The sequence below is a fragment of the Arthrobacter sp. ISL-5 genome (genome assembly GCF_018613835.1).
GTDB lineage: Bacteria > Actinomycetota > Actinomycetes > Actinomycetales > Micrococcaceae > Arthrobacter.
In genome coordinates this window covers 40,922-63,397 of the sequence record NZ_JAGGPM010000020.1, presented here as the reverse complement: position 1 = coordinate 63,397, position 22,476 = coordinate 40,922, and the positions used below count along the sequence as shown (strand labels likewise).

21 protein-coding genes and 1 tRNA gene are annotated in these 22,476 nt (G+C 64.9%); 14 read left to right on the top strand and 8 right to left on the bottom strand.

The window, feature by feature from the left end; genetic code table 11:
- Positions 1-2 precede the first annotated feature (2 nt).
- Both J7I89_RS11400 and J7I89_RS11395 read right to left on the bottom strand, forming a co-directional pair.
- Entirely contained in the window at positions 3-932 is a 930-nt protein-coding gene (locus J7I89_RS11400) for an ABC transporter permease (protein ID WP_214970137.1), read from the bottom strand.
- A gap of 29 nt (positions 933-961) precedes the next feature.
- Positions 962-2,521 (bottom strand): ABC transporter substrate-binding protein, encoded by a 1,560-nt coding sequence (locus tag J7I89_RS11395; RefSeq protein WP_214970134.1) that lies wholly within the window; start codon positions 2,519-2,521, stop codon positions 962-964.
- Positions 2,522-2,820: 299 nt separating this feature from the next.
- Between J7I89_RS11395 and J7I89_RS11390 the strand changes: the two genes are divergently transcribed.
- Entirely contained in the window at positions 2,821-3,771 is a 951-nt protein-coding gene (locus J7I89_RS11390; protein ID WP_214970131.1) for a 2-hydroxyacid dehydrogenase, read from the top strand.
- A gap of 76 nt (positions 3,772-3,847) precedes the next feature.
- Here the strand turns inward: J7I89_RS11390 and J7I89_RS11385 are convergent.
- Positions 3,848-3,930 (bottom strand) — tRNA-Leu (locus J7I89_RS11385).
- Between the two features lie 91 nt (positions 3,931-4,021).
- Here J7I89_RS11385 and J7I89_RS11380 point away from each other — a divergent pair.
- From J7I89_RS11380 to pknB, 8 genes are all read left to right on the top strand, one after another.
- Positions 4,022-4,189: a hypothetical protein gene (locus J7I89_RS11380; protein ID WP_214970128.1), complete on the top strand. Its 168-nt coding sequence runs from the start codon at positions 4,022-4,024 to the stop codon at positions 4,187-4,189.
- A 140-nt stretch (positions 4,190-4,329) separates the two neighbouring features.
- Entirely contained in the window at positions 4,330-5,070 is a 741-nt protein-coding gene (locus tag J7I89_RS11375; RefSeq protein WP_214970125.1) for a DUF3662 and FHA domain-containing protein, read from the top strand.
- Positions 5,067-5,549, top strand: coding sequence for an FHA domain-containing protein (locus J7I89_RS11370; protein ID WP_214970123.1), 483 nt, complete (start codon positions 5,067-5,069; stop codon positions 5,547-5,549). The genes J7I89_RS11375 and J7I89_RS11370 overlap by 4 nt, the downstream gene beginning before the upstream one ends.
- A gap of 2 nt (positions 5,550-5,551) precedes the next feature.
- Positions 5,552-7,294, top strand: coding sequence for a PP2C family serine/threonine-protein phosphatase (locus J7I89_RS11365; RefSeq protein ID WP_214970120.1), 1,743 nt, complete (start codon positions 5,552-5,554; stop codon positions 7,292-7,294).
- Positions 7,291-8,742, top strand: coding sequence for an FtsW/RodA/SpoVE family cell cycle protein (locus tag J7I89_RS11360; RefSeq protein ID WP_214970117.1), 1,452 nt, complete (start codon positions 7,291-7,293; stop codon positions 8,740-8,742). Before J7I89_RS11365 ends, J7I89_RS11360 begins: the two co-directional genes overlap by 4 nt.
- Positions 8,739-10,196, top strand: a complete 1,458-nt coding sequence (locus J7I89_RS11355; protein ID WP_214970116.1) for a penicillin-binding protein 2 — start codon at positions 8,739-8,741, stop codon at positions 10,194-10,196. The genes J7I89_RS11360 and J7I89_RS11355 overlap by 4 nt, the downstream gene beginning before the upstream one ends.
- Positions 10,193-12,037 carry a protein kinase gene (locus J7I89_RS11350; protein WP_214970114.1) on the top strand — a complete coding sequence of 615 codons (1,845 nt, stop codon included), beginning with the start codon at positions 10,193-10,195 and terminating at the stop codon, positions 12,035-12,037. The genes J7I89_RS11355 and J7I89_RS11350 overlap by 4 nt, the downstream gene beginning before the upstream one ends.
- 51 nt (positions 12,038-12,088) lie before the next feature.
- Entirely contained in the window at positions 12,089-13,984 is a 1,896-nt protein-coding gene (gene pknB, locus J7I89_RS11345) for a Stk1 family PASTA domain-containing Ser/Thr kinase (RefSeq protein ID WP_308159876.1), read from the top strand.
- Positions 13,985-14,069: 85 nt separating this feature from the next.
- Here the strand turns inward: pknB and J7I89_RS11340 are convergent, their stop codons facing one another.
- On the bottom strand, positions 14,070-14,711 hold the full coding sequence (locus J7I89_RS11340) for an aminodeoxychorismate/anthranilate synthase component II (protein WP_214970110.1): 642 nt from the start codon (positions 14,709-14,711) through the stop codon (positions 14,070-14,072).
- 168 nt (positions 14,712-14,879) lie between these two features.
- Positions 14,880-15,674, bottom strand: coding sequence for a class E sortase (locus J7I89_RS11335; RefSeq protein WP_214970107.1), 795 nt, complete (start codon positions 15,672-15,674; stop codon positions 14,880-14,882).
- A 175-nt stretch (positions 15,675-15,849) separates the two neighbouring features.
- On the opposite strand from J7I89_RS11335, the gene J7I89_RS11330 reads away from it, so the two are divergent.
- Genes J7I89_RS11330 through J7I89_RS11320 form a run of 3 tightly spaced genes read left to right on the top strand, consistent with a single transcriptional unit; the run spans position 15,850 to position 17,417 of the window.
- On the top strand, positions 15,850-16,101 hold the full coding sequence (locus J7I89_RS11330) for a cell division protein CrgA (protein WP_214970105.1): 252 nt from the start codon (positions 15,850-15,852) through the stop codon (positions 16,099-16,101).
- 15 nt (positions 16,102-16,116) lie between these two features.
- Positions 16,117-16,713: a DNA-3-methyladenine glycosylase I gene (locus tag J7I89_RS11325; RefSeq protein WP_214970103.1), complete on the top strand. Its 597-nt coding sequence runs from the start codon at positions 16,117-16,119 to the stop codon at positions 16,711-16,713.
- A 53-nt stretch (positions 16,714-16,766) separates the two neighbouring features.
- Positions 16,767-17,417, top strand: a complete 651-nt coding sequence (locus tag J7I89_RS11320) for a hypothetical protein (RefSeq protein ID WP_214970101.1) — start codon at positions 16,767-16,769, stop codon at positions 17,415-17,417.
- A gap of 231 nt (positions 17,418-17,648) precedes the next feature.
- Here J7I89_RS11320 and J7I89_RS11315 read toward each other — a convergent pair whose 3' ends face one another.
- The 3 genes from J7I89_RS11315 to J7I89_RS11305 all read right to left on the bottom strand — a co-directional run bounded on the left by J7I89_RS11315 (position 17,649) and on the right by J7I89_RS11305 (position 20,328).
- A complete protein-coding gene (locus J7I89_RS11315; protein WP_308159875.1) occupies positions 17,649-18,122 on the bottom strand; it encodes a carboxymuconolactone decarboxylase family protein in 474 nt (157 codons plus the stop codon).
- Positions 18,123-18,893: 771 nt separating this feature from the next.
- On the bottom strand, positions 18,894-19,775 hold the full coding sequence (locus J7I89_RS11310) for a rhomboid family intramembrane serine protease (RefSeq protein ID WP_214970097.1): 882 nt from the start codon (positions 19,773-19,775) through the stop codon (positions 18,894-18,896).
- A 7-nt stretch (positions 19,776-19,782) separates the two neighbouring features.
- On the bottom strand, positions 19,783-20,328 hold the full coding sequence (locus tag J7I89_RS11305) for a peptidylprolyl isomerase (protein WP_214970096.1): 546 nt from the start codon (positions 20,326-20,328) through the stop codon (positions 19,783-19,785).
- A 155-nt stretch (positions 20,329-20,483) separates the two neighbouring features.
- Between J7I89_RS11305 and J7I89_RS11300 the strand changes: the two genes are divergently transcribed.
- Positions 20,484-21,431, top strand: a complete 948-nt coding sequence (locus J7I89_RS11300) for a hypothetical protein (protein WP_214970094.1) — start codon at positions 20,484-20,486, stop codon at positions 21,429-21,431.
- A 164-nt stretch (positions 21,432-21,595) separates the two neighbouring features.
- Positions 21,596-22,468: a glycosyltransferase family 2 protein gene (locus J7I89_RS11295; protein WP_214970091.1), complete on the top strand. Its 873-nt coding sequence runs from the start codon at positions 21,596-21,598 to the stop codon at positions 22,466-22,468.
- The last annotated feature ends 8 nt before the right edge of the window (positions 22,469-22,476 follow it).

Genomic DNA, 22,476 nt, shown 5'->3' with positions numbered 1-22,476 from the left:
TCCTAAGCCCTTGCCGTGACGGGCCGGACGCGTGCGTCCAGCAGCGCGTAGCCCATGTCAATCAGGATGTTCAACGCAAAGATCGCCACCGCCGTGAGCAGCACGGCCGCCTGCAGCACGGCGAAGTCGCGCTGCAGGATGGAATCGATCATGAGCTTTCCTATGCCCGGCCAGCCGAAGATGGTTTCCACCACCACCGCTCCGTTGACCAGGCCAACAGTCAGGTCGCCTGCCACCGTTAGCGCGGGAGCCCCCGCATTGCGCAGTGCGTGATGCGTGACTACCCGCAGTTCGCCGGCGCCACGGCTGCGGGCCAGCTTGATGTAGGGCTCCGACAGTGCAGAGACCATGGATCCCCGGACGATCTGGACCAGGACGCCAAAAGGCCTCAGCAACAGGGTGGCGATGGGCAGGACCCAGGTGCCGGCCCCCGACACGCCGGATGTCGGGAGCCAGCCCAGGGTTATGGCGAAAACCCAGATGCCCACGATGGCGAGCCAGAAATCAGGAATCGAAGCCGCAGCCATGGAGACAAAACTGGAGATGCGGTCGGCAATGCCGTTCGGCTTGAGGGCGGCCCAGCACCCGACGACCAGTGCCAGCAAAACGGCCAGCACCATGGTGGTGGCCGCCAGCTGCAAGGTGGCGGGGAAGGCCCGCAGCGCCATGGCGGCCGCGTCCTGCCCTGTTCGGAGGGACTGGCCGAAGTCGAGTCGCAGCACCCCGCCGAAATAGTCAGCCATCTGCACCAGCAGAGGTTGGTCCAGGCCATTGCGTGCGGTGAAGTCATCGCGCATCTGCTGTGTTGCGTTCAGGGGCAGATACAGGCTGGCCGGGTTTCCGGTCATCCGCGCGAGTGCGAAAACACCAACAATGACCACCACCAGCGGCAGCGCACTGGAGACTATCCGCTTTCTCAAGTAGATCAGCATGGCTGTCCTTCTTTTCCTGGAGGCCCGGGCTAGCTTGCCGGGGTCATTTCCGAAACGCGCAGCTCATCGCCGCTGGAGGAGTTCGGCGTGTAGTTCACCGACTTGGACTTGCCGATGATGCCCGTCTGGTGCGAGATGTGGGCAAACTGGACAACCTTGTCGTTCTGGTACGCGAAGATGTCCTCGAAGCCCTTCTTCCGGTCATCGCCCGACGCCGCGTCCGCCTTCTTGATCAAGGCGTCAAACTCCGGCGTGCCGAAGTAGCTCTGCGCTCCGGTGGACAGCATGTACTGGTCCACCGTGAAGGCCGCATCGCCGGCCTGGTTGCCGTGCTGGGTCATCAGGGCAACTGCGCCTTCGTCATCAGCAAACGGGCGGACCTGGTACGTCAGGTGCTGGCTGGTTTCCAGCATCTTCAGTTTCACGTTCAGTCCGGCCTGGCTCAGCTGCTCCTGGAGGACCTGCGCCAGCTCTGTGATCTTGGGGAACTGGGCGCTGCGGACCACGAGTGAGATCTGCGCGGAGGTGTCCACGCCGTCGGCCTTGGCCTCGGCAACGAGCGCCTTGGCCTTGTCCAGGTCGAAGGCCCACCCCTTCAGTGCGGAGTTGTGCCCCACAATGCCTTCGGGGACCAGCTGGGCCGCCACTTTGTGCTTGCCCTGGTAGAGGGAGCTGACGATTCCCTCCTTGTCGATGGCGTAGTTCACCGCCTGGCGGACGCGGATGTCATTCAGCGGCGCCTTCGTGGCCTCGAGCCGGAGGGCAACCGTCTCATTGTTGGGGTAGTCAACGCCGAGGTCGCCCATGTTGTCGTCGGGGCTGAGGCCCATGGCCACATCGGCTTCTCCGCTGGTAATCATGGCCGCACGCACGGAGCTCTCGGAACGCCATTGGTACTCGGCCTTGGCATAGGCCGGCTTATCGCCCCAGTAGCCATCCCAGCTGCTCAGGGTGATCTTCTGGCCGGCGTCCCACTTCTCGATTTTGTACGGCCCGGTGCCGATCGGTTCGCGGACCTTCGCGGTGGTGCTCGTCGACGTCGGCACCACCTCAAGGAAGGAAAGGCGCAGCGGAAGGATGGGGTCCGGCTCCGGCGTCGTAACGGTGAGGGTCGTGGCGTCGACAGCCTTGACCTTCAGATCGGCATCACCGAACACGTAGCCTTCCACGTTGCAGCCGAGCTTGGAGTTGACGGCCCTGTCGATGGTGAACGCCGCAGCTTCCGCATTGAACGGGGTGCCGTCCTGGAACTTCACGCCTTCGCGCAGCTTGAACGTCCATTCCGTGTCTGATGTTGCTTTCCATTCCGTTGCCAGCAGCGGTTCAAGTTCGCCGGTTTGGGGATTCCGCTCCACCAGCGGCTCAGTGACGTTTGAGCGCACCACCACACCGGTGGACGTGAGGTTTGATTCGCAGGCCTCCAGCGTCGGCGGCTCCTGGCCGAGGACCACGCGAAGAGCACTTCCGGATGCGGGTACGGCCTCGGAATTGGAAACGGCGCAGCCGCTCAGCGCCAGCAGGGCTCCGGCCGCGAGGGCGGGCCATTTGACCGCCGATGCGGGGAATAGGGGTGTTGAAGAAGACGTCATTGGATCCTCCGGATTAGTGGAGCGCGGCAGGCTGCAGCTATGTCGATGATGTGGACAGGGAGCTGGGGGCCGCGCTGGACTCAAGCTAGTAGAGCTTCCAAAAACACCACAAGGGCACGGAGGGCCGGCCCACCCCCGCGTCGGACGCTTAGCAGCACGCCAGGGCGGTGTGACGGGCGCCACGCATCCCCATTGGCCCCGCCATTCCGCCAAATTCGACCGACCAATTCACATCTAGCATCGATCAATGCTTATTGCATGTTGGACTCGTATGGATCCCCGAACCTACTCTGCAGGGTATGAACAACAACCTCGCTGTCCTGCAGGTAGGACCGCTCATGCAAACTGTCCAAGACACGGTGGTCGACGAGTACGGCGCCGTCCGGCTTCCCGATTCCGCAGCCGAGCAGGCCTCGTTCCTGGAACGTCACGGCAGCACCTTTGAAGTCGCCGTCACATCCGGGCGCTTTGGTGTGGGATCTGAGCTGATGCGCGCCCTCCCTAATCTCCGGGCGGTTGTGAACTTCGGCGTCGGCTACGACACCACCGACACCAGGCAGGCGGCAGAACGGGGAATTTCCGTCAGCAATACGCCGGACGTCCTCAATGACTGCGTGGCGGACACCGCCATAGCCCTCTACGTAGACGTGCTGCGCCGCACCAGCGCTGCAGACCGCTACGTCCGGCGCGGTGACTGGACCCGCAAAGGAAACTTTCCCCTCGCCACCAAAGCCAGCGGGAAGCGCGTGGGAATCCTTGGCCTGGGAAGGATCGGGAAGGTGATTGCCCGCAGGCTCGAAGGCTTCGACTGCACCATCAGCTACCACAACCGCAATAAGGCGGCCGGCGTACCGTACGAATATGCGTCGTCCCCGGTGGAACTCGCCAGGAATTCGGACGTGCTCATTGTGGCAGCAGCAGGCGGGCCGGAGTCTGTGCACGTCGTTGACAGTGAGGTCATCGCGGCAATCGGCCCTGACGGCTACCTCATCAATATCGCCAGGGGCTCAGTTGTGGACGAACAGGCCCTGGTGGCGGCCCTGCTCGCGGGCGAGCTGGCCGGTGCAGGCCTCGACGTCTACGCCGACGAGCCGAAGGTCGCGCAGGATCTGCTGGCAATGGACAATGTGGTCCTGCTGCCGCACCTGGGAAGCGGAACGCACGAGACACGGGCGGCCATGGCCGAACTCACGCTTGCGAATCTCGCGCAGTTCGTAGCCGACGGAACCCTGGTCACGCCCGTCTCCTGATCCCCGGTTGAGCCGCGGCCCGGCGGCAGGGCAAAAAGAAACACCCCGGTCCTAAGACCAGGGTGTTTCTGATGCGTGCGCGAGGGGGGATTTGAACCCCCACGCCCTTTCGGACACTGGCACCTGAAGCCAGCGCGTCTGCCGTTCCGCCACTCGCGCGCAACTTCTTTCACCTGGTTTCAGCCCCGGAATGCGGAGTTTCAACCTCGTAAAAGCAGCGAGATCAAGCATAACGGACAATCCCGGCAAAATGCCAATCGAGCCTTTCCGGGGCGCCGCACCGGTCCTGTCCACAGGCACCGCAGCAGGCCTCCATGCCCTCCGCAGCCCCGCGGAACCGCGCCTCGGGGCGTGTGATCCCGCAAACACCAAGGCCTCCAAAATGAACGAATCGAGCGTCCGGCGCGTTGTGGATTAAGGTCATTCGCAGGCGTGGCAAGTAGTATCGGATGTATAGGCGTCCGCTTCCTGCGGGCCCGCTGTTCTGTTGTGACCTGCGTTGCCAGTTGAGTTCCACGAGATGTGCTGCCCTGCAGCTGCAAGGAAAGGAGAGGGACCATGGGTTTGCTGGACAAAGTCGAGCGTGGCATCGAAAAGGCCGTCCGCGGCGTCTTCTCCACCGGTTCCAAGGCCCAGGTTGAGCCTGTGGAAATCGCCAGCCGCCTGCGCCGCGAAGTGGACCATAAGGCCATCACCGTTGCCGCCGGACGCACCCTGGCCCCCAATGTCTTTGACGTGATGCTCAGCGACGACGACTTCCAGCGGGCCCAGGAGTGGGGTACCCCGCTGGCCGAGGAACTCTGCGATGTGGTGATCAACCATGTCCGCAGCCAGGGCTACACACTGCAGGGCCCCGTACGGATTTCCTTCCGCCGGGATGAAGTACACCGTGCCGGAGACTTCGAGATCACCTCGAAGACCGAAAGGTCCTCCTCTCCCGCACCGGCAGCGCCCCGCGCCAACGTACCTGCTGCGCCCAGCCGCCAACCGGTCCGCCTGCAGCCGGTCCTGGACATCGACGGCCAGCGGTATTCACTCAACGCACCCTCAATCGTCCTGGGCCGTTCATCAGAAGCTGACATTTTGGTGGACGACACCGGAGTTTCACGCCGCCACCTGGAAATCCAGACTGCCGGCGGCACCACCACGGCCGTGGATCTGGGTTCCACCAACGGCAGCTACGTCAACGGACATAAAGTGGCCGGCAGCATGGAGCTTACAGACGGCTCCACCATCACGATGGGACGGACCAAAATCATCTTCCGCCTCCTGCCCGCCAACACTGGCGGCCGCCCATGAGCGAACTGACCATTACCGCCCTGCGCTTCGGGTTCCTTCTGCTTCTCTGGGTCCTCATCTTCAGCATCGTCTCGGCCATGCGCCGCGACCTCATGATCGGCCGCAAGGCCGCCACCGGCGCCCCAACGGCACGGCAGGTCCGCAAGAACCCCGAGCTCGCCGAACCGCCTCCCGCCCCCGTCAAGCAGCAGGCGCGCCAACTGGTGGTGACCGAAGGCCCGCTCAAGGGAACCACCCTTCCCCTGGCCGCGAGCCCCATCCTGCTGGGCCGGGCACAGGAGGCCACCCTTGTGCTCGAGGACGACTACGCCTCCGGCAGGCATGCACGGCTCTTCCCGCAGGGAAGCCGATGGTTCATTGAAGATCTCGGTTCCACCAACGGCACGTACCTCGCCGACCAGCAGCTCACCCGGGCCCTTCCCGTGGACCTTGGTGTACCCGTGAGAATCGGCAAGACGGTCATCGAATTGAGGCCATAGCCATGGCCGCCCCGGACATTCCCGCGGAGAAGGCACCAGCCTCTAAGCGGCCGCTCATTTTGCGCTACGCCGCCCGGTCCGACGTCGGCCGGATCCGTGCCAAGAACGACGACTCCGCTTACGTGGGCAAGCATCTGGCCGTTGTGGCCGACGGCATGGGCGGGCACGCCGGCGGTGATGTCGCCTCGGCCGCCACGGTCCTGGACATGATCCACCTGGACACGGACGAATACCACGGCGATGCCGGCACCGTCCTGGCCGATGAAATCCAGACGGCCAACTCCCTGCTCTCCGAACTCGTCCACATCAACCCCAAGCTTGCCGGGATGGGCACGACGGTGACGGCCCTGCTGCTGGCCGAAGGCAAGCTTCACTTCGCCCACATCGGCGACTCCCGCGCCTACCGCCTGCGCAACGGCGAATTTGAACAGATCAGTGTGGACCACACGTTCGTCCAGCGTCTTATCGACGAAGGCCGCCTGCGGCCCGAGGAAGCCGAAACCCACCCGCACAAGAACGTCCTCATGCGCGTCCTCGGCGATGTTGACGCGAGCCCCGAGCTGGACCTCGCCACGCTGGACGTGCAGCCCGGCGAACGCTGGCTGCTGTGCTCAGATGGCCTGAACTACGTGGCCGGCCACGTCGTGGAGCGGACGGTCCGGGAAACGCAGGACCTCCGCGAATGCGTGGAAACCCTCGTGGACCTCACCCTCGAAGCCGGCGCTCCGGACAACGTCACCGTCGTCATGGCGGAAATTGCCGAGGAAACGGCCGACGACGTCAGGACAGCCGCCGTCGACATCGTTCCTCCCGCCGGGGTACCCGGGGCAACGCCCGCTGCCGCCGATGCTGGCGCGGCGGCAACGGCCGACACCGGAAAACCGGCCGTCGGGCCCGCGACACCGATTCCGGCATCGGCGCCCGAGTCCACGCCTGCGCCCAAAACAGATGCTGAACCGGCCGAAAAAACGGGCGCGGCAGCCACCGGCGATTCCGAACCAGCCGCCGCCAAAGAGCCCGGCACCAGCACCGATCCCCATCTGGGCGAACACCTGTCGGCCGAAGTGCTGCGCCAGGAGCTGTCGTCCAGGCCCCACCTCCTCGTCGGTGCAGCAGTCACGGCAGCCGAATCGGGTTCCATTCCCACCATCGCGGGCCGCACCGTGGCGCGCCGGGCAGCGACTGTCCTCACCCACAAATCCGAACAGGACCGCGAAGGCGTCGAAGAGCAGGGACCCGAGCGGCGTCCGCGGCACTGGGTCACCATGGGAATCGCGGCAGCTGCGCTTGTGGTCCTAGCCGTGGGTCTTTGGCTGGGGTATGCCTGGACGCAGACGCGCTACTACATCGGCGAATTCGATCAGCGGGTGGCTATCTTCAACGGCGTTTCACAGCGTCTCGGCCCCATCCAGCTGTCCACGCTGGAGGCGGTCACGGAAATCCGGATGGATTCCCTGCCCCAGTTCTCGCAGCAGCGCGTGCGCCAGACAGTGCCGGCGCGCGATCTCTACGACGCCCAGCGAATCGTCAAGAACCTCGAACGTACGGGCACCACCGCTCCCTCGGACGAATGCATCACTGCGTCGCCGACCCCTACCGCATCGCCGCGTGCCACGGGCACGGCACCTGCGGCCACACCAAAGCCCACGGCGACCACCAGTCCGAGGCCAACTGCATCGCCTACGGCGACCGCCGGGGCGTCCGCCGCGCCCACCCCAACCGCGACCTGTGAGGCGGGCCAATGACCATCGCCGAGACCATGCCCAAACCCCGGCGCAACGTGGAGCTGCTGCTGCTGATGCTGGCCCTGTCGGTCAGCATCGGCGCCAATGCGCTGATCAGCGTCGACGAGAAAACAGCGCTTGACACCGACTTCTGGTTCCAATCGAGCCTTTTGGCGGTGGCTGCCCTCGTCTTCCACGTAGTCCTCCGCTTTCGCGCGAAATATGCGGATCCGGTAATACTTCCCATCGTGGTGGCACTCAACGGACTTGGCCTGGCCATGATCCACCGTCTGGACGCTCCCGGCGAGGACACCGGCAACAACCAGCTCCGCTGGACGCTGATCGCCATGGCCGTCGCCATTGCGGTGATCTGGTTCCTCAAGGATCACCGCGTCCTGCGCCGCTTCACCTACATTTCCCTGGCCGTCAGTGCGCTGCTGTTGATTCTGCCGCTGGTGCCGGGCATCTCCGCCGGCGAAATCCTTGGTGCCCGCGTCTGGATCAAGCTCGGCCCAATGACCTTCCAGCCCGGCGAGGTCGCCAAGATCACCTTGGCAATATTCTTCGCCGGGTATCTGTCGTCCAACCGCGACCTCATCATGCTGGCCGGACGCAAGATCGGCCCTCTCCAGTTCCCGCGGTTCAAGGACATGGGCCCCATGATCACCGCGTGGCTGGTAAGCATCGGCGTGCTCATCTTCCAGCGCGACCTCGGCTCCTCCGTGCTCTTCTTCGGCCTGTTCATCGTGATGATCTACGTGGCCACGAGCCGCATCAGCTGGGTGGTCATCGGCCTGGCACTGATCCTCGGCGGCGGCTTTGTGGCCTCCAAGGTCTTCTCCCACGTCGCACTCCGCATCGACGGCTGGCTCAACGCGTTTACGGAGGAAGTCTTCGGCCGGTCTCCCGGCGGCAGCGGCCAGATCGTGGAAGGGCTGTTCGGCATGGCCAGCGGCGGACTGGTGGGCACCGGACTCGGCCAGGGCCGTCCCAACCTCGTGCCGTTTGCCAACAGCGACATGATCATCGCTTCATTCGGTGAGGAACTTGGCCTGATCGGGCTCTTCGCCATTGTCCTGATGTACCTGCTGCTGTTCACGCGCGGCTTCCGGGCTGCGCTCGGCACGCGCGACGCCTTCGGCAAACTTCTGGCCTGTGGCCTCTCCTTCGCCGTGGCACTGCAATGCTTTGTGGTCATCGGCGGCGTAACCCGGCTCATCCCGCTGACGGGCCTCACCACACCGTTCCTCGCGGCCGGTGGCTCGTCCCTGCTGGCGAACTGGATCATCGTGGGGCTCCTGCTGATGATCTCGCACACGGCCCGCGGACCCGTCGACACGACGCCGCTGCAGCCGGCCGGGGCTCCTGAGGCGAAGAAACCCGGGCGGGCCCCCGCTGCCGGACGGCCGGGCAGGAACGCCACCCAAACCCTTCCAGACGCTCCCACCGAGGCGGTGAAACAACTGTGAACCAGGCCATTCGACATTCGTGGATTGCCGCGGTCGCCATGTTCGCACTGATTTTCGGCGCCCTGAGCTATGTCCAGGTGGTTGGCGCCGACGAACTCAAGGCCAACGCCTGGAACAAGCGCGCCATCCTGCAGAACTACTGCAATGACCGCGGGGCCATCCTCGTGGCAGGCGCGCCTATTGCGGAGTCCGTGCCGGGCAGCGAGACGTGCAAATTCCAGCGCACTTACACCCAGCCCGAGCTGTACGCCGGCATCACCGGCTACTTCTCCAAGAACTACGGAGTGACCGGGCTCGAACGCGCCATGGACGGCCAGCTCGCGGGCAGTTCGGACCAGCAATTCCTGGACCGCATCGGGCAGCTCTTCCTGGGCAACCAGCCCAAGGGCGCCTCCGTGGAGCTGACCATCGACCCCAAGATCCAGAAGCTGGCGTACGACCTCATTCCCGACGGCCAGCGCGGGTCGATCGTGGTCACGGATCCCAAGACCGGCAACATCCTGGCGATGGTCAGCAAGCCGTCCTACAACCCCAACCTGATCGCCACCCAGGACGCGACCAAGGAGCAGGCTGCCTACAACGAGATCATCAAGATCCCGGGCGTCAACCTGAACCAGTCCGTCAGCGGCCCCACCGGCGCCCTCCTGGCCCCGGGATCGGTCTTCAAGCTCGTGGACACCACAGCAGCCCTGGACTCAGGGAAGTACAACGCGGACAGCCAGCTGCCCAATCCGGCAGAGATGTCCTTCCCCGGCATCCAGTACAAACTGCCCAACTACGCCGGCGGCAACTGCTACACCCGGAACACAGCCGGCTTCGCCTTCGCGCTCCAGCAGTCCTGCAACACACCGTTTGCCAGGATCGCCCTTGACCTCGGGGAGAACGCGATCGCCGAGCAGGCAGCCAAGTTCGGCTGGGGCCAGGAACTCGGCGACCAGCTCAAGGTCGACTATCAGAAGAGCAGTTTCCCCAAGAACCTGGACGACGCCGGACTGGCCCAGTCCGCCATCGGGCAGCGCGACGTCCGCGCCACACCGTTGCAGATCGCGCTGATGACTTCGGCCATTGCCAACGGCGGCGTCCAGATGGCTCCCAACCTGATCAAGGCCGTACGCTCGCCGGACCTTCGGGTGCTCGACGAACCGAAGCCCGCAGCCCTGAGGACGTCCACGACGCCGGAGATCGCCAGCCAGATCACCGAATGGATGACCAGCGTGGTGAGCGAGGGAATCGGCGCCGGCGCCGCAGTCCCGGGTGTGCAGGTGGCCGGCAAGACCGGCACTGCGGAGCTCGGGACCGACGGCCTGAACAACTCTTGGTTTACCGGGTTCGCCCCGGCCAACGACCCGCGGGTGTCTGTCACGATCGTCATGCAAGGCGTGGACATCTCCACCGGCGCACAGCTAACCAGTCCGAACGCAAAAAAGATTTTTGAGGCGGTGTTGAATAAGTGAGGCCTACATCAGGAATCACCCTCGGCGGCAGATTCCAGTTGACCACGCGTATTGCGATCGGCGGCATGGGCGAAGTCTGGAAGGCCAAGGACCTTATCCTCGGCCGGATCGTGGCGATCAAGGTGCTCAAAGAGGAGTACACGGGCGATCCCGGATTCCTCCAGCGCTTCCGTGCCGAGGCCCGCCACACGGCCCTGCTCAACCACGTGGGCATCGCCAATGTGTTCGACTACGGCGAGGAGGAGGGATCGGCCTACCTGGTCATGGAGCTGGTCCCCGGCCAGCCGCTGAGCAGCATCATCGAACACGAACAGGTCCTCTCGCCGGACCGCACGCTGTCCATGATGGCCCAGACGGCCCGCGCGCTGTCGGTAGCCCATGCCCAGGGGCTGGTGCACCGCGACATCAAGCCGGGAAACCTGCTCATCACCCCCGACGGACGGGTCAAGGTAACCGACTTCGGCATCGCCCGCCTGGCCGACCAGGTTCCGCTGACGCAGACGGGCCAGGTGATGGGAACCGCCCAGTACCTGGCGCCCGAACAGGCCACGGGCCAGACGGCCACCGGCGCTTCGGACATCTATTCCCTCGGCGTGATCGGCTACGAGTGCCTCACGGGTCACCGGCCGTTCTCCGGCGAATCCCAGATCGCCATTGCCCTGGCGCAGGTGAACGACGCCCCGCCGCCGCTGCCGGAGACCCTTCCGAAGCCGGTCCGGGCCCTCCTGATGTCCATGCTGGCCAAGGATCCGAAGAACCGCCCGGCCAACGCGATCAAGCTGTCCGAGGCCGCCGAGGCAATCCGCAACGGCGACATCTCCGCGGCCCATGCCGCCGTTCCCGGAATGCTGCTTTTCGAGGGCGCCACGGGCCCCATCACGGCCCCGGTCAAGACGCACACGGCCCCCACCGGCGTCATCGGCTCGGAGAAAAGTTCGACGACGGCGACTTCCGCACTGCCTGTGCTGGGCGCCGCGGCGGCTGGCGCCGCCGCGGGAAGTGCTGCCGGGGCAGCCGGAGCCGAGGCCGGCCAGGACGCGGCTACGCGGTCCGGCAGCACGCTCTCGCGGGCTGACGCCCTGGCCGCCGAGCGCAGTTGGGTCCAGGAAGAGGAACAGTACGACGAGGAACCGGCGGACGAGCCGCAGCGGCGCGGGCGAAGTCCCTGGACGTGGCCGCTGATCGCGCTGATCCTGCTCGTCTTGTTCGCACTCGTGGGAGTCCTGCTGACCCAAGCCGGCATCCTGTTCCCGAAGACCCCCGCCGGTGCTACGTCTAACTCGCCCAGCCGCAGCGTGACGACGAGTGCCAGCCCGTCGCCGACGGCAACCTCGGCAACCCCGACAGAAACCACGCCGTCGCCGACACCGACCCAGACCACCCCGGAGGCCATCAACCTGATTCCCGATGCGTATCTTGGCCAGCCATTCAGCCAGGTCCGCAACGACCTGATCGGCCTCGGCCTTCAGGTTGACGGCGTTGAGGTCTTCAATCCGGCGACCCCCGGCACGGTCACTGACATCAATCCCGCCGGGCCGGTCCAGGTCGGAGACACCATCAAGGTGACTTACTCCAAGGGTCCTGAATCAGTCACCGTTCCCGACATCAGCGTCGGCAGCAGCGAAGCCCAGGTGCAGGCAGCAATCGAAAAGGCCGGGCTCCGCTGGGTCAAGGGCGCTGACGAGGAGGGCCGACCGGGGCAGGAAGCGGGCACTTTTGTCAGGTCCGAGCCCGATGCCGGGCGCAAGGTCGAGTCCGGATCCGTGGTGACCTACCACCTCGCCGCCCCCCTGGTTTCCCCGCCGGGTGCCACGCCCAGCACCGTTCCAACCCAAGGGTAAGCCGTGACCACGCCGCCAAGAACTCCGTCGCACCGGGAGGACAGCATCCCTGTGACGACACAGCGCGTCCTCAACGGGCGCTATGAGCTCGGGGAGCTCATAGGCCGCGGAGGCATGGCCGATGTCCACCGCGGGGTCGATACGCGCCTGGGGCGGACCGTTGCCATCAAACTGCTGCGTCCGGACCTGGCCCGGGACCCGCAGTTCCAGGCCCGGTTCAAGCGTGAGGCGCAGGCCGTCGCGGCCCTGAACCATCCCTCCATCGTGGCCATCTACGACACCGGCGACCATGCAGTGCCCGGCGACGCCCACGACCACGTCCGCGTTCCCTACATCGTGATGGAATTCGTATCCGGCAAGACCCTCCGGGACCTGATCAGGGCCAAGGACATCACCATTGACCAGGCCGTCGACTACACCCTGGGTGTGCTGTCAGCTTTGGAGTACAGCCACAAGGCCGGAATCGTGCACCGGGACATCAAGCCGGCCAACGTGATGTTCTGCGACAACTCGGACATGGTCAAGGTCATGGACTTTGGCATCGCACGGGCCATGGCGGATTCCTCCGCCACTATGACCCAGACGCAGGCGGTGGTGGGCACGGCCCAGTACCTCTCCCCGGAACAGGCCCGCGGCGAAACCGTGGACGCCCGGAGTGATCTGTACTCGGCCGCCTGCCTGCTCTACGAAATGCTGACCGGCCGGCCGCCGTTCATCGGTGACAGTCCCGTTTCGGTGGCCTATCAGCATGTCCGCGAGATCCCGGAGCCGGCCAGCAGCCTTAATCCGGATGTTTCCGAAGCCCTGGACAGCGTCCTGGCGAAGGCGCTGCAGAAAAACCGGGCGGACCGTTTCCAGGATGCTGCCGCTTTCCGGCGCGCGCTCCGTGCGGCGCAGAACGGCATCGCCGTGCCAGCCCTGTCCGCAAGAGAAGCACCGACAGACCCCAATGACCGCATTCCGGAACCCCACGGGACACCGCCTACCGCCGCTTTTTCCGTAACCGGCGCCAGCTTCCTGGATGACGCTCCCGGCGGCCGGCTCCGTCCGGCACACGGCAGCGGAGCCGATGCCGTTCTGCCTGCGGAGGCTGCTTCCCTCTATGAGACCGCAGAGCAGGATGACCTGCCCCTTGGCCTCCCCCGCGAACGGGAGCGCACCGGGGTGCAGAAGTCCCGCCGTCGCGCCTGGATCGCCACTTTTGTAATCTTCACGCTCCTGGTCCTGGCCGGAAGCGGCCTGTGGCTGTACAACACGATGAACCAGCCGCCGGCGGAGCCTGTCAGGATTGCCATCCCCTCGGTGGAGGCCCGGACGGAAACTGAAGCCCTGCAATTGCTGTACGACGCCAGATTGCGGCCCCAGATCAAGCGGGTGCAGCACGACACCATCGAGAAGGGCACAGCGATCGGAACCGCGCCGCCGGCAGGATCGTCGCTGGCACCGGATTCAGAAGTGATCCTGAATATTTCGGCGGGCCCGAGTGCCGTCAAAATCCCGGAGACGCTGCCTGGACGGACGGAGGCCGCCGCCCGCGACATCCTGCGGCAGGCGGGTTTGGTAGGCGCGCCCTCCACCACCATGGCCAACAGCGCAACGGTGCCAGGAGGCCTCGTGATCACCACCAAGCCGGCTCCTGGCCAGCAGGTGGCCGTCGGCAGCACCGTGGAGATCGTGGTTTCCACAGGCAAGGTGGCCATGCCCGAGCTGCGCGGCATGACGCGGGCCGAAGCCGAGGCCGCGCTCAAGGCGATCGGCCTGACCGCGGTGATAAGGGAAGTGGAGAACTCCCAGGTCGTCCCGGGCAAGGTGACCGGCCAGAGCGATCCCCTCAATGCCCTCGTGGAACAGGGAAAGTCCATCACCGTAACGGTTTCCAAGGCCCCGGAACCGGAGCCCACGCCCAGCCAGTCGGCCACCCCCAGCCCGTCACCGACCAAGAGCTGACCGGCTCCCACGTGGCGCCGGCGTAGGACGCCGTGCCGGCCGCGGCCCGGGAGGTTCCGTCGGGCTGCGGGCCCGCCGTGCAGGGCTAGTGCTGGATGAGGGGGCTGAGCTTGGCCGCCCGTACGGCCGCGCCCTTCATGCCGAGCGATTCCAGCCAGTTGCCGAGCATCTGGTAGCCGCCCTCGGTGAGGACCGATTCCGGGTGGAACTGGACGCCGCACAGCGGGGCGGTGCGGTGCTGCAGCCCCATGACCACACCGCTGGCGGTCTCTGCGGTGATTTCGAGGACGTCGGGAATGGACTCCCGCACGGCGGCCAGCGAGTGGTAACGCGTGGCTGTGACGGGGGAGGGGAGCCCGGCGAAAACACTGGCGCCGTCGTGCTGGACCAGCGATGTCTTGCCATGCATGAGCTCCGGCGCGTGCGTCACGATTCCGCCGAAGGCCTCAGCCAGGGCCTGGTGTCCCAGGCAGACGCCGAACATCGGCTTGCTGTGCTCCCCGCACCACTTGATCAGCTCGATGCAGACGCCTGCCTCGGCCGGCGAGCCCGGACCGGGCGAGATGAGTACGCCGTCGCGCGTTTCCGCCATTTCGATCGCCTCGGCAAGCGTCACGTCATCGTTGCGGACCACCGTGGTTTCCGCGCCGAGCTCCTGGAGATAGCCCACCAGGGTGTAGACGAAGCTGTCGTAGTTGTCCACGACGAGGATCTTGGTTGTGCTCATGGGTTGCTTGCCGCACCAATCGTTGAGTCGGTGAATTGTGTGAACTGGGACATCCAGGGAAACAGGAACTCGACCATCAGGAACAGGGCGCCGGCGACCAGCGCCACTGAGGTGATGATGCGGAGCCAGAGAGGGCCCGGCAGGTGACGGAAAATCCAACCGTACATGTCAGCCTTCCCCCCGGGCACGCGCCACCTGGGCTGCGATTTCAGCCGGTGGACCTGCGGACGTTGGCTGCCAGCGGTCCAGCAGGGAGTACGCGATGATCCGTTCCTGGGATCCGAACCGGGGGTTGCAGCTGGTCATGGTGAGGAAGCTTTCCGTGGGCCTGACTCCCGGCTGCGACGGCACGGGCAGGAGGACGTCGGCGTCGGAGGGCATCACGATCCGGTTGTTCCGGAATACGTAGACGTAGTAGCCGTCGCGTGTCTGGACATAGATCTTGTCGCCGGGCACCAGCGTGTGGATGTTGTCCAGGACGGCACCGTGCGTCTGCCGGTGGCCGGCCACGGCGAAATTCCCCACCGCCCCGGGCATGGACGTGTTGCCGTAGTGGCCCAGGCCAAGGGTGTCCAGCACGTCCGCCGTGGTTCCCTCGACGATGGGCCGGGTGTAGTTTTCGCCGAACCGGGGGATGTACATGATGCCGATCGTGCCGCCGTGCCCCGGAGCCTTGGAGACCACCGGCGTACCGTAATCCGTGGTGCCGGGTGTGGACGCTGACGGGCTCGGGACCGGCGCAGGAGTCACGGGTCCGCCCAGTTCCCGCGCGAAGTCCTTGATCACTTCGCTTTGCTTGGCGTCCGACGCCACATTGGTCCACCACAGCTGCCACGCGACAAACAGGAGGAGCACGATGCCGGCTGTGATGAGCAGCTCGCCGACGATCTGGACTGATTTACGCAGGATCACGACGCCGGTGGACGGCGCGGCGGCGGCCGCCACCTTCTCCTGCAGTACCACGCGTTCTCCTCCAAGGCGGTTGCGGCGGGCGCCGGTGTGGCCTGAACTACAGCTAGAATTGGCTGCTAGTAAGACTTCAGACTTGACCAAGAGCGCACCGACCGCCGGCGATTTCCTTCTTGCAGGATATCAAGCCGCGGTCCACACTCTTGATTCAGCCCGCCAAGGAGGACATGTGCCCGAGTCAAAGCCACGTAAGAAGACTGCCCGTGCGGCCGAGCCGGTCTCCACGCAGGCCTACAAACCGAACCCCGTCTGGTTTAAGCCGGTCATGTTCGGCCTGATGATCATCGGCCTGCTGTGGATCATCACGTTCTACATCAGCGAGGGACAGCTGCCCGTCCAGGCATGGGAATCCTGGAACATTCTGGCCGGTTTCGGCATCGCCATCATCGGCTTCCTGATGACCACCCGCTGGCGTTCCTGACCCGCGCCACCCACCATGACAGTGGAAGGCATCATCATCGGCGACGATGGCCTGGCACGTCCGCTGTGGGCCTCGTCGGACCCCCTCATGCGCGAGTACTACGACACAGAGTGGGGCCTGCCCGTCCGGGATGAACAGGGCCTCTACGAGCGCATCAGCCTGGAGGCGTTCCAGGCCGGCCTGTCCTGGGCCACCATCCTGCGCAAGCGTCCGGCCTTCCGTGCAGCCTTCCACGATTTCCATCCGGAGACGGTTGCTGCGTTTACCGAAGCCGACGTCGAACGGCTGCTCCAGGATCCGGGCATCGTGCGCAACAGGCTCAAAATCCGCGCCGCCATCACCAACGCCCAGGCGACCATTGCCCTGCGTGCCGAGGGTGGTCTGGCGGACTTCGTCTGGCAGTTTCAGCCAGCCTCCACTCCTGAGCCTGTCACGCACGCCGATGTGCCGACGACGTCGCCAGAGTCCATCGCGCTGTCCAAGGCGCTGAGGAAAAAGGGCTTCGCGTTCGTGGGCCCCACCACCATGTTTGCCCTCATGGAAGCCATCGGCATGGTGGATACGCACCTCGTGGACAGCCACCGCCGGGGCACGTCCGGAGTCTGGCGCTAGGGGTGTACTGACAGTTCCTGTCAGGGACGGCTGGGCCGCCGTAGCGTAGACGCATGGACAACAGCAAAGACGTCCGCGAGTTCCTCACCAGCCGTCGGTCGCGCGTCACACCGGCCCAGGCCGGGCTGCCCGCTTATGGCGGGACCATCGAACGGATCCTGGCCGGGATGACGGGAACGCCCGCCTACGTCCGGAACGCCCGCATGGACATCCTGGCCGCGAACAACCTCTGTTTCGCCCTTTACACGGGCATCCTCAGCCCTGGAACCCTGCCGCTGAACCTCGCTCGATTCATGTTCCTCGACCCGCGTGGACGGGACTTCTTCGTCGAATGGGAGACCCTTGCCGACGATCTCACCGCCGCGCTCCGGGTAGAAGCGGGCCGCCGCCCCCATGACCGTGCCCTCAACGCACTCATCGGCGACCTCGCCACGGGAAGTTCGGAGTTCTCGGTTCGCTGGGCCCGGCATAACGTCCGCTTCCACCGCACTGCCCGCAAGACGCTTCACTGTCCGCTGGTCGGCGAGATCGAACTGACAGGTGATGCCCTCGACCTTCCGGGCGAGGACCTGACCCTCATCGCCTATACAGCCGAACCGGGCAGTCATGCACAGGAACAGCTCGACTTTCTCGCCAGCTGGAGCATCACCCAGCAGGCACCACCCGAAGGTGCCGCCTCAAACGACCCTGCCCAAGCACAATGATCAGCGCAGTTGAGCCAACCCAGGCCGGCCACGCATGACCTCGGACCTTTTCCCGCCGGGCACCGCCTAGACGACGACGCCCGTCCACACATGTTGGTAAAGATATCCACAGTGTGGATAACCGGCGGGCCCCGTGCCACCCTGAAAGGCGGGCCATGGCCTTCCCTGCCACCGTCGGTCCGCCAGCAGGTTATTAACAATTGTGGAAAGTCTGTGGAAAACGTTGCGTGACTACTCCTGTTTGCGGCGCACCGGGTGCTGGCTGGTGATGGACACCCGGTTGAACGCATTCATGGCGATTGCCAGCCAGCTGACAGCCGAGTACTGCTCGACGGACAGGTGCTCGCGCGCATAGCCGTCCTCCAGGTCCCGTTCCCGGGCATCAGGGAGATTCGTGATGCTCTCTGCCAGTGCCAGCGCCGCACGCTCCGTCCCGTCAAACAGGGCGGTGTCGCGCCAGGCGGACAGGACAGCGATCCGCTGCACGGACTCGCCGCCGTCCAGGGCGTCAGCCACGTGCATGTCCAGGCAATAGGCGCAGCCGTTGATCTGCGATATGCGGACGTGCAGCAGTTCGATGACCTTGGGGTCCAAACCGGCCTCAAGGGCAGCTTCCTTGGCCTTCAATCCCAGGCCGTTCAACGCCCGCCAGGCTGCAGGGTGTTGCTTGTCCAGGAAGACGCGTTCTGTGAAGTGGTTACTCACGGTTACTCCTCGCAACATCGGGCCACGGCCTCCGTCGGTCCACGTGGCTGGCAACTAGTCCGAGACTACACGCGGGTATGCCCCGTGGACGGGGACATGTCACTGCACAGCAAGGGACGCCATCTGCTCCCGGCGCCGCCCGCGGGGTGAAGTTATCCACTTAGCAACAGGCAGCTACCCACAGGTTATCCACAGATGGGGATAACTTGTGGGATACCCGCGGGCGATCGCCGCGATGTAGGCCTTCAGGGCATGGGACAGTCCTGAACTACACCGCTGTAAGTTATTACCACTGTGAATAACCCTGTTGAAAATGTGGACAGCCGTCCCTTTTGGCCTTGGGTTCACCGGATGTTCTATCCCGCATTACCCGGTCTTCATGCCCTGGAGATGTGGCCAGCGGCTCTGACGACCGGCCGCTTGCGCGTACTCCATCTTCCGGCGCTGCGGGAAGCGGTGTTCCAGCGAAAGTTGTCCACTTAACCACAGCCACGTCGCCGCAACTTATCCACATATGTGGACTCCGCGGGAGCGGCGGTGGCATGAACCGCGAGTCCGCAGGGAATTTGGGGCTCCGCCGAGTGAACTACAGCTGTGTAAGTTACCAACAATGTGGATAACCCCTGTGGATAACCTCGTTAAACCAAAGACCCCGCCTCAAACGAAGCGGGGGAATGGCCGGAACCGGGAAGACTGGGAACCCTCTGCGCGGGGGAAAGACTCCAGGCGCCGGAGTGGGTCAGGGCGCGTGCGGAGCTGGGTGGGGGCGGGTCAGCCGGCGATGACGCGGTACCAGGTGGCCGCCACCAGCAGTGCCGCGACCAAGGCGAGGCCGCCTGCCTGCATGAGGCTGCGGCGGGGTCCGCGCGGGACGTACGCGATCGCGGCAGCGCAGAGCCCGCCTGTGATCAGGCCGCCCAGGTGGGCCTGCCAGGCGATCTGCGGGACCATGAAGCCGATGACCCCGTTGATGGCGATGAGCACCCAGAGCTGCCTGGTGTCCCCGCCGCGGTGGCGCTGCACCACGAGCATGGCGCCGAAAAGCCCGAAGATGGCCCCCGAGGCGCCGACGACGCCGGTGAGGGGCTGACCGGGAACGTAGCCGGGTGTCAGCAGGAGATAACCGACGGAGCCGCCGATTGCGGACAGGACGTACACGGCGAGGAAGCGGATGCGTCCGAGGAGCGGCTCCAGCGCCTGGCCGAACATCCACAGCATGTACATGTTGAGCACAATGTGCAGGATGAAGCCTTGCGAATGGAGGAACGCCGACGTCAGCATGCGCCAAGGTTCGAACACCCCGTACTCCGGGGTGGCATAGACGGTGGCGAAGGCAAGGTTCTGGTAGACCTCATCACCCGGAATCAGCCACTGCAGCACATACAGCACGGCGCAAAGCGCGATGATCCCGTACGTCACCAAGGGTTTGTCGGACGCAACGGCGCCGCCGTAGACGGTCCTGGCTGCCGGCGTCGTACGTTTTGATTCGTTGACGCAGTCAACGCACTGGAATCCGACGGCGGCCGCCCGCTGGCACTCGGGGCATGCCGGGCGCCCGCAGCGCTGGCAGCTCACATACGAGGGCCGGTCCGGGTGCCGGGGGCACACGGGTATCTGTGCGGACGGCTCAGCCGCCGGTATCCCGTAGCTCATGGTGTGGTTAGAGCTGCTCGACGTCGATGCTGTTGATCTTGACGTCCTCTACCGGACGGTCGCCCATTCCGGTGCGGACGCTCTCGATGGCGTCAACAACCTTCTTGGACTCGTCGTCAGCAACTTCGCCGAAGATGCTGTGCTTTCCCTGCAGCCAGTCGGTGGGGATGGTGGTGATGAAGAACTGCGAACCGTTGGTTCCCTTGCCCATCTGGATGCCGGCGTTCGCCATGGCCAGCTTGTACGGGGCGTTGAAGGTCAGCTCCGGGTGGATCTCGTCGTCGAACTTGTAGCCCGGTCCGCCGACGCCGCGGCCCAGGGGATCGCCCGCCTGGACCATGAAGTCCTTGATGATCCGGTGGAAAATGGTGCCGTTGTACAGCGGCGTACCCGTCTTGTCTTCGCCGGTTTCCGGGTGCGTCCAAGGCTGCTCGCCCGTGGCCAGTCCAATGAAGTTCTTAACGGTCTTGGGCGCGTGGTTGCCGAAGAGGTTCACGACGATGTCGCCGAGGCTTGTGTGGATGGTTGCTTTTGCAGTTGCTGTGGCAGTCATACGGCCATTCTTTCACGGCGGGTCAACGCGGAAGGGGCTGGAAAGGCAGTTCCGCGTTGGGTGAAATCCGCGCTGAATCCGCCGGAACGATAGCAGCCCGGGCAATCATCAACGTAGGCTAGCGACAGAGCCGTCACATTAATCGGGAGGTAGTTGTGAAGAAATCGGATCGTATTGCCCGCGAACTGGAGTTGTCGGTCAGTTCAGCGGTTGAAACCGCGAAAGACAAGGTAGAGGCAGCAGTCGACTGGGCCGTGCCCCGCCTGCAGCACGGCATTGACACCGCTTCCCCCAAGATCCAGGAAGGGCTCAAATCGGCAGCCCACAACCTGGCGGACGGAGTTGCCACCGTGACACCCCGTCTCCAGGACGGACTGGCGCAGCTGGCACCCAAGATTCACGACGTCGTCGAGGGCGCCCCGCCGCGGCTGCACGAGGCCCTGGACAAGGCAACTCCCGTCATTGCCCAGGCCCGCGACCGCGTGGTGGTGGAATACCTTCCGCGCCTCTCGGACCAGATCGGGACTGCCTCCGAGGTAGTGCACCGCACGCTGGAGAGTGCACCTGCCCGCGTTGACGCCGTGGCCCAGAAACTTGGCGACGCCGGCATCATCCACACGATCCAGGAGCAGGCGCACGTGGCCGGGGGCCATTTGAAGTCAGCAGCCTCCGAAGCCAGCAAGTCCGTGACCGGCAAAGCACTGGTGCAGCCGGAGAAGCCGAAGAAGCGCGGGCTCCTCATTGTCGGTGTAATCGCCGCGGCTGTGGCCGCCGGGGTCGCTGCCTGGAAGGCTTCCAAGCCCGTGGAGGATCCCTGGAAAACCCCGGCACCCGTCACCCCGGCACCGTCAACTCCGGCAGCTGAAACGCCCGCAGCTGAAACGCCCGCTCCGGTTCCCGCAGCCACGGTCAGCGAGTCCGCGGCTGGTACGGCGGCGGCGGCAGCGGCTGTGTCCACCGACGCCGAGGAAGACGCCGACAAAGCCAAGCACGTCGCCGAGGATGAAGACAGCGCCGGCACAGTTCCCACGGACGCCAAGACAGCCGTCAAGAACATTGCCGTCAACATGGAGAACGGCACGAACAAGCCCGCCGACACGTAGGTTAACAAGTAACAGCGCCACGCCGGCAACGGCGTGCAGCCGGAGGGGTCCCGCCTGGTGCGGGGCCCCTCCTGTCATATCACCCCGGGAGCCGGACCCCAACTCAGACCGCAACCCCGCCGGAACCGGCCGTGGCGAAAACTATCGGTGCTAAATTTGAGGTGATGTCACCCGATAGATCTTCCGAGGTCCTGCCTGACGCTCCGCAACTGCCGGGCGTATCCATCGTCATACCGGCATACAACGAGGAAAGCGTCATCCGGCAGTGCCTCATCGCCGCGGTGTACCAGTCCGTTCCCGCTCACGAGATCATCGTGGTGGACAACATGTCCAAGGACCGCACGGCCGCGATTGTGCTGCAGATGCAGCAGGAGTACCCGGAGAGCCCCATCATCCTGCTGAGCCAGGACACGAGCCAGGGCCTCATCCCCACCCGAAACTTTGGCCTCGACCACGCCACCGGTGAAATCCTGGGCCGCATCGACGCGGACTCCGTGGTGGAGCCCGACTGGGTGGAGCAGGTGCAGAAGGCGTTTGCGGACCCGTCCACGCAGGCCGCCACGGGGCCGGTGGTGTATTACGACATGCCCATGCGCCGTTTCGGCCTCAAGGCCGACGACAAGATGCGCCAGCTGATGCTGAAACTGGCCAAGCACCAGTACCACTTCCTTTTCGGATCAAACATGGCGCTCCGGCGCTCGGCCTGGGAAACCATCAGGGACGAGACCTGCCGCGATGAGAAAGACGAGATGCACGAGGACATCGATCTGTCCCTGCATCTGGCCGACCACGACCTCAAGGTCCAGTACTGGCCGCAGATGGTCTCCGGGATGTCGGCCCGCCGGCTGGAAGACTCGCCGCGCGACTACCGGTACTACGTGACCCGCTTCGACCGTACGTACAAGGCCCACAACGTAAAGAAGATGGCCCTCAAGGCGCCCATGGTGGTGTTCTTCTCGGTGTATTTCCCGGCCAAGTTGCTGCGCGCCATCCACACCGTGAACACCAGCCAGCCCGCCCGCCGCGGCGGGCAGTAGCCTCAGCC

What these genes read in the sequence shown, in the direction of transcription:
- J7I89_RS11390 (WP_214970131.1), top strand. Translation starts at nt 2,821, where the DNA reads ATGAACAACAACCTCGCTGTCCTGCAGGTAGGACCGCTCATGCAAACT.
- J7I89_RS11360 (WP_214970117.1), top strand. Translation starts at nt 7,291, where the DNA reads ATGACCATCGCCGAGACCATGCCCAAACCCCGGCGCAACGTGGAGCTG.
- J7I89_RS11305 (WP_214970096.1), bottom strand. Translation starts at nt 20,328, where the DNA reads ATGACTGCCACAGCAACTGCAAAAGCAACCATCCACACAAGCCTCGGC.
- J7I89_RS11310 (WP_214970097.1), bottom strand. Translation starts at nt 19,775, where the DNA reads ATGAGCTACGGGATACCGGCGGCTGAGCCGTCCGCACAGATACCCGTG.
- J7I89_RS11295 (WP_214970091.1), top strand. Translation starts at nt 21,596, where the DNA reads ATGTCACCCGATAGATCTTCCGAGGTCCTGCCTGACGCTCCGCAACTG.
- J7I89_RS11400 (WP_214970137.1), bottom strand. Translation starts at nt 932, where the DNA reads ATGCTGATCTACTTGAGAAAGCGGATAGTCTCCAGTGCGCTGCCGCTG.
- J7I89_RS11380 (WP_214970128.1), top strand. Translation starts at nt 4,022, where the DNA reads ATGCCAATCGAGCCTTTCCGGGGCGCCGCACCGGTCCTGTCCACAGGC.
- J7I89_RS11370 (WP_214970123.1), top strand. Translation starts at nt 5,067, where the DNA reads ATGAGCGAACTGACCATTACCGCCCTGCGCTTCGGGTTCCTTCTGCTT.
- J7I89_RS11320 (WP_214970101.1), top strand. Translation starts at nt 16,767, where the DNA reads ATGGACAACAGCAAAGACGTCCGCGAGTTCCTCACCAGCCGTCGGTCG.
- J7I89_RS11375 (WP_214970125.1), top strand. Translation starts at nt 4,330, where the DNA reads ATGGGTTTGCTGGACAAAGTCGAGCGTGGCATCGAAAAGGCCGTCCGC.
- J7I89_RS11395 (WP_214970134.1), bottom strand. Translation starts at nt 2,521, where the DNA reads ATGACGTCTTCTTCAACACCCCTATTCCCCGCATCGGCGGTCAAATGG.
- J7I89_RS11340 (WP_214970110.1), bottom strand. Translation starts at nt 14,711, where the DNA reads ATGAGCACAACCAAGATCCTCGTCGTGGACAACTACGACAGCTTCGTC.
- J7I89_RS11325 (WP_214970103.1), top strand. Translation starts at nt 16,117, where the DNA reads ATGACAGTGGAAGGCATCATCATCGGCGACGATGGCCTGGCACGTCCG.
- J7I89_RS11365 (WP_214970120.1), top strand. Translation starts at nt 5,552, where the DNA reads ATGGCCGCCCCGGACATTCCCGCGGAGAAGGCACCAGCCTCTAAGCGG.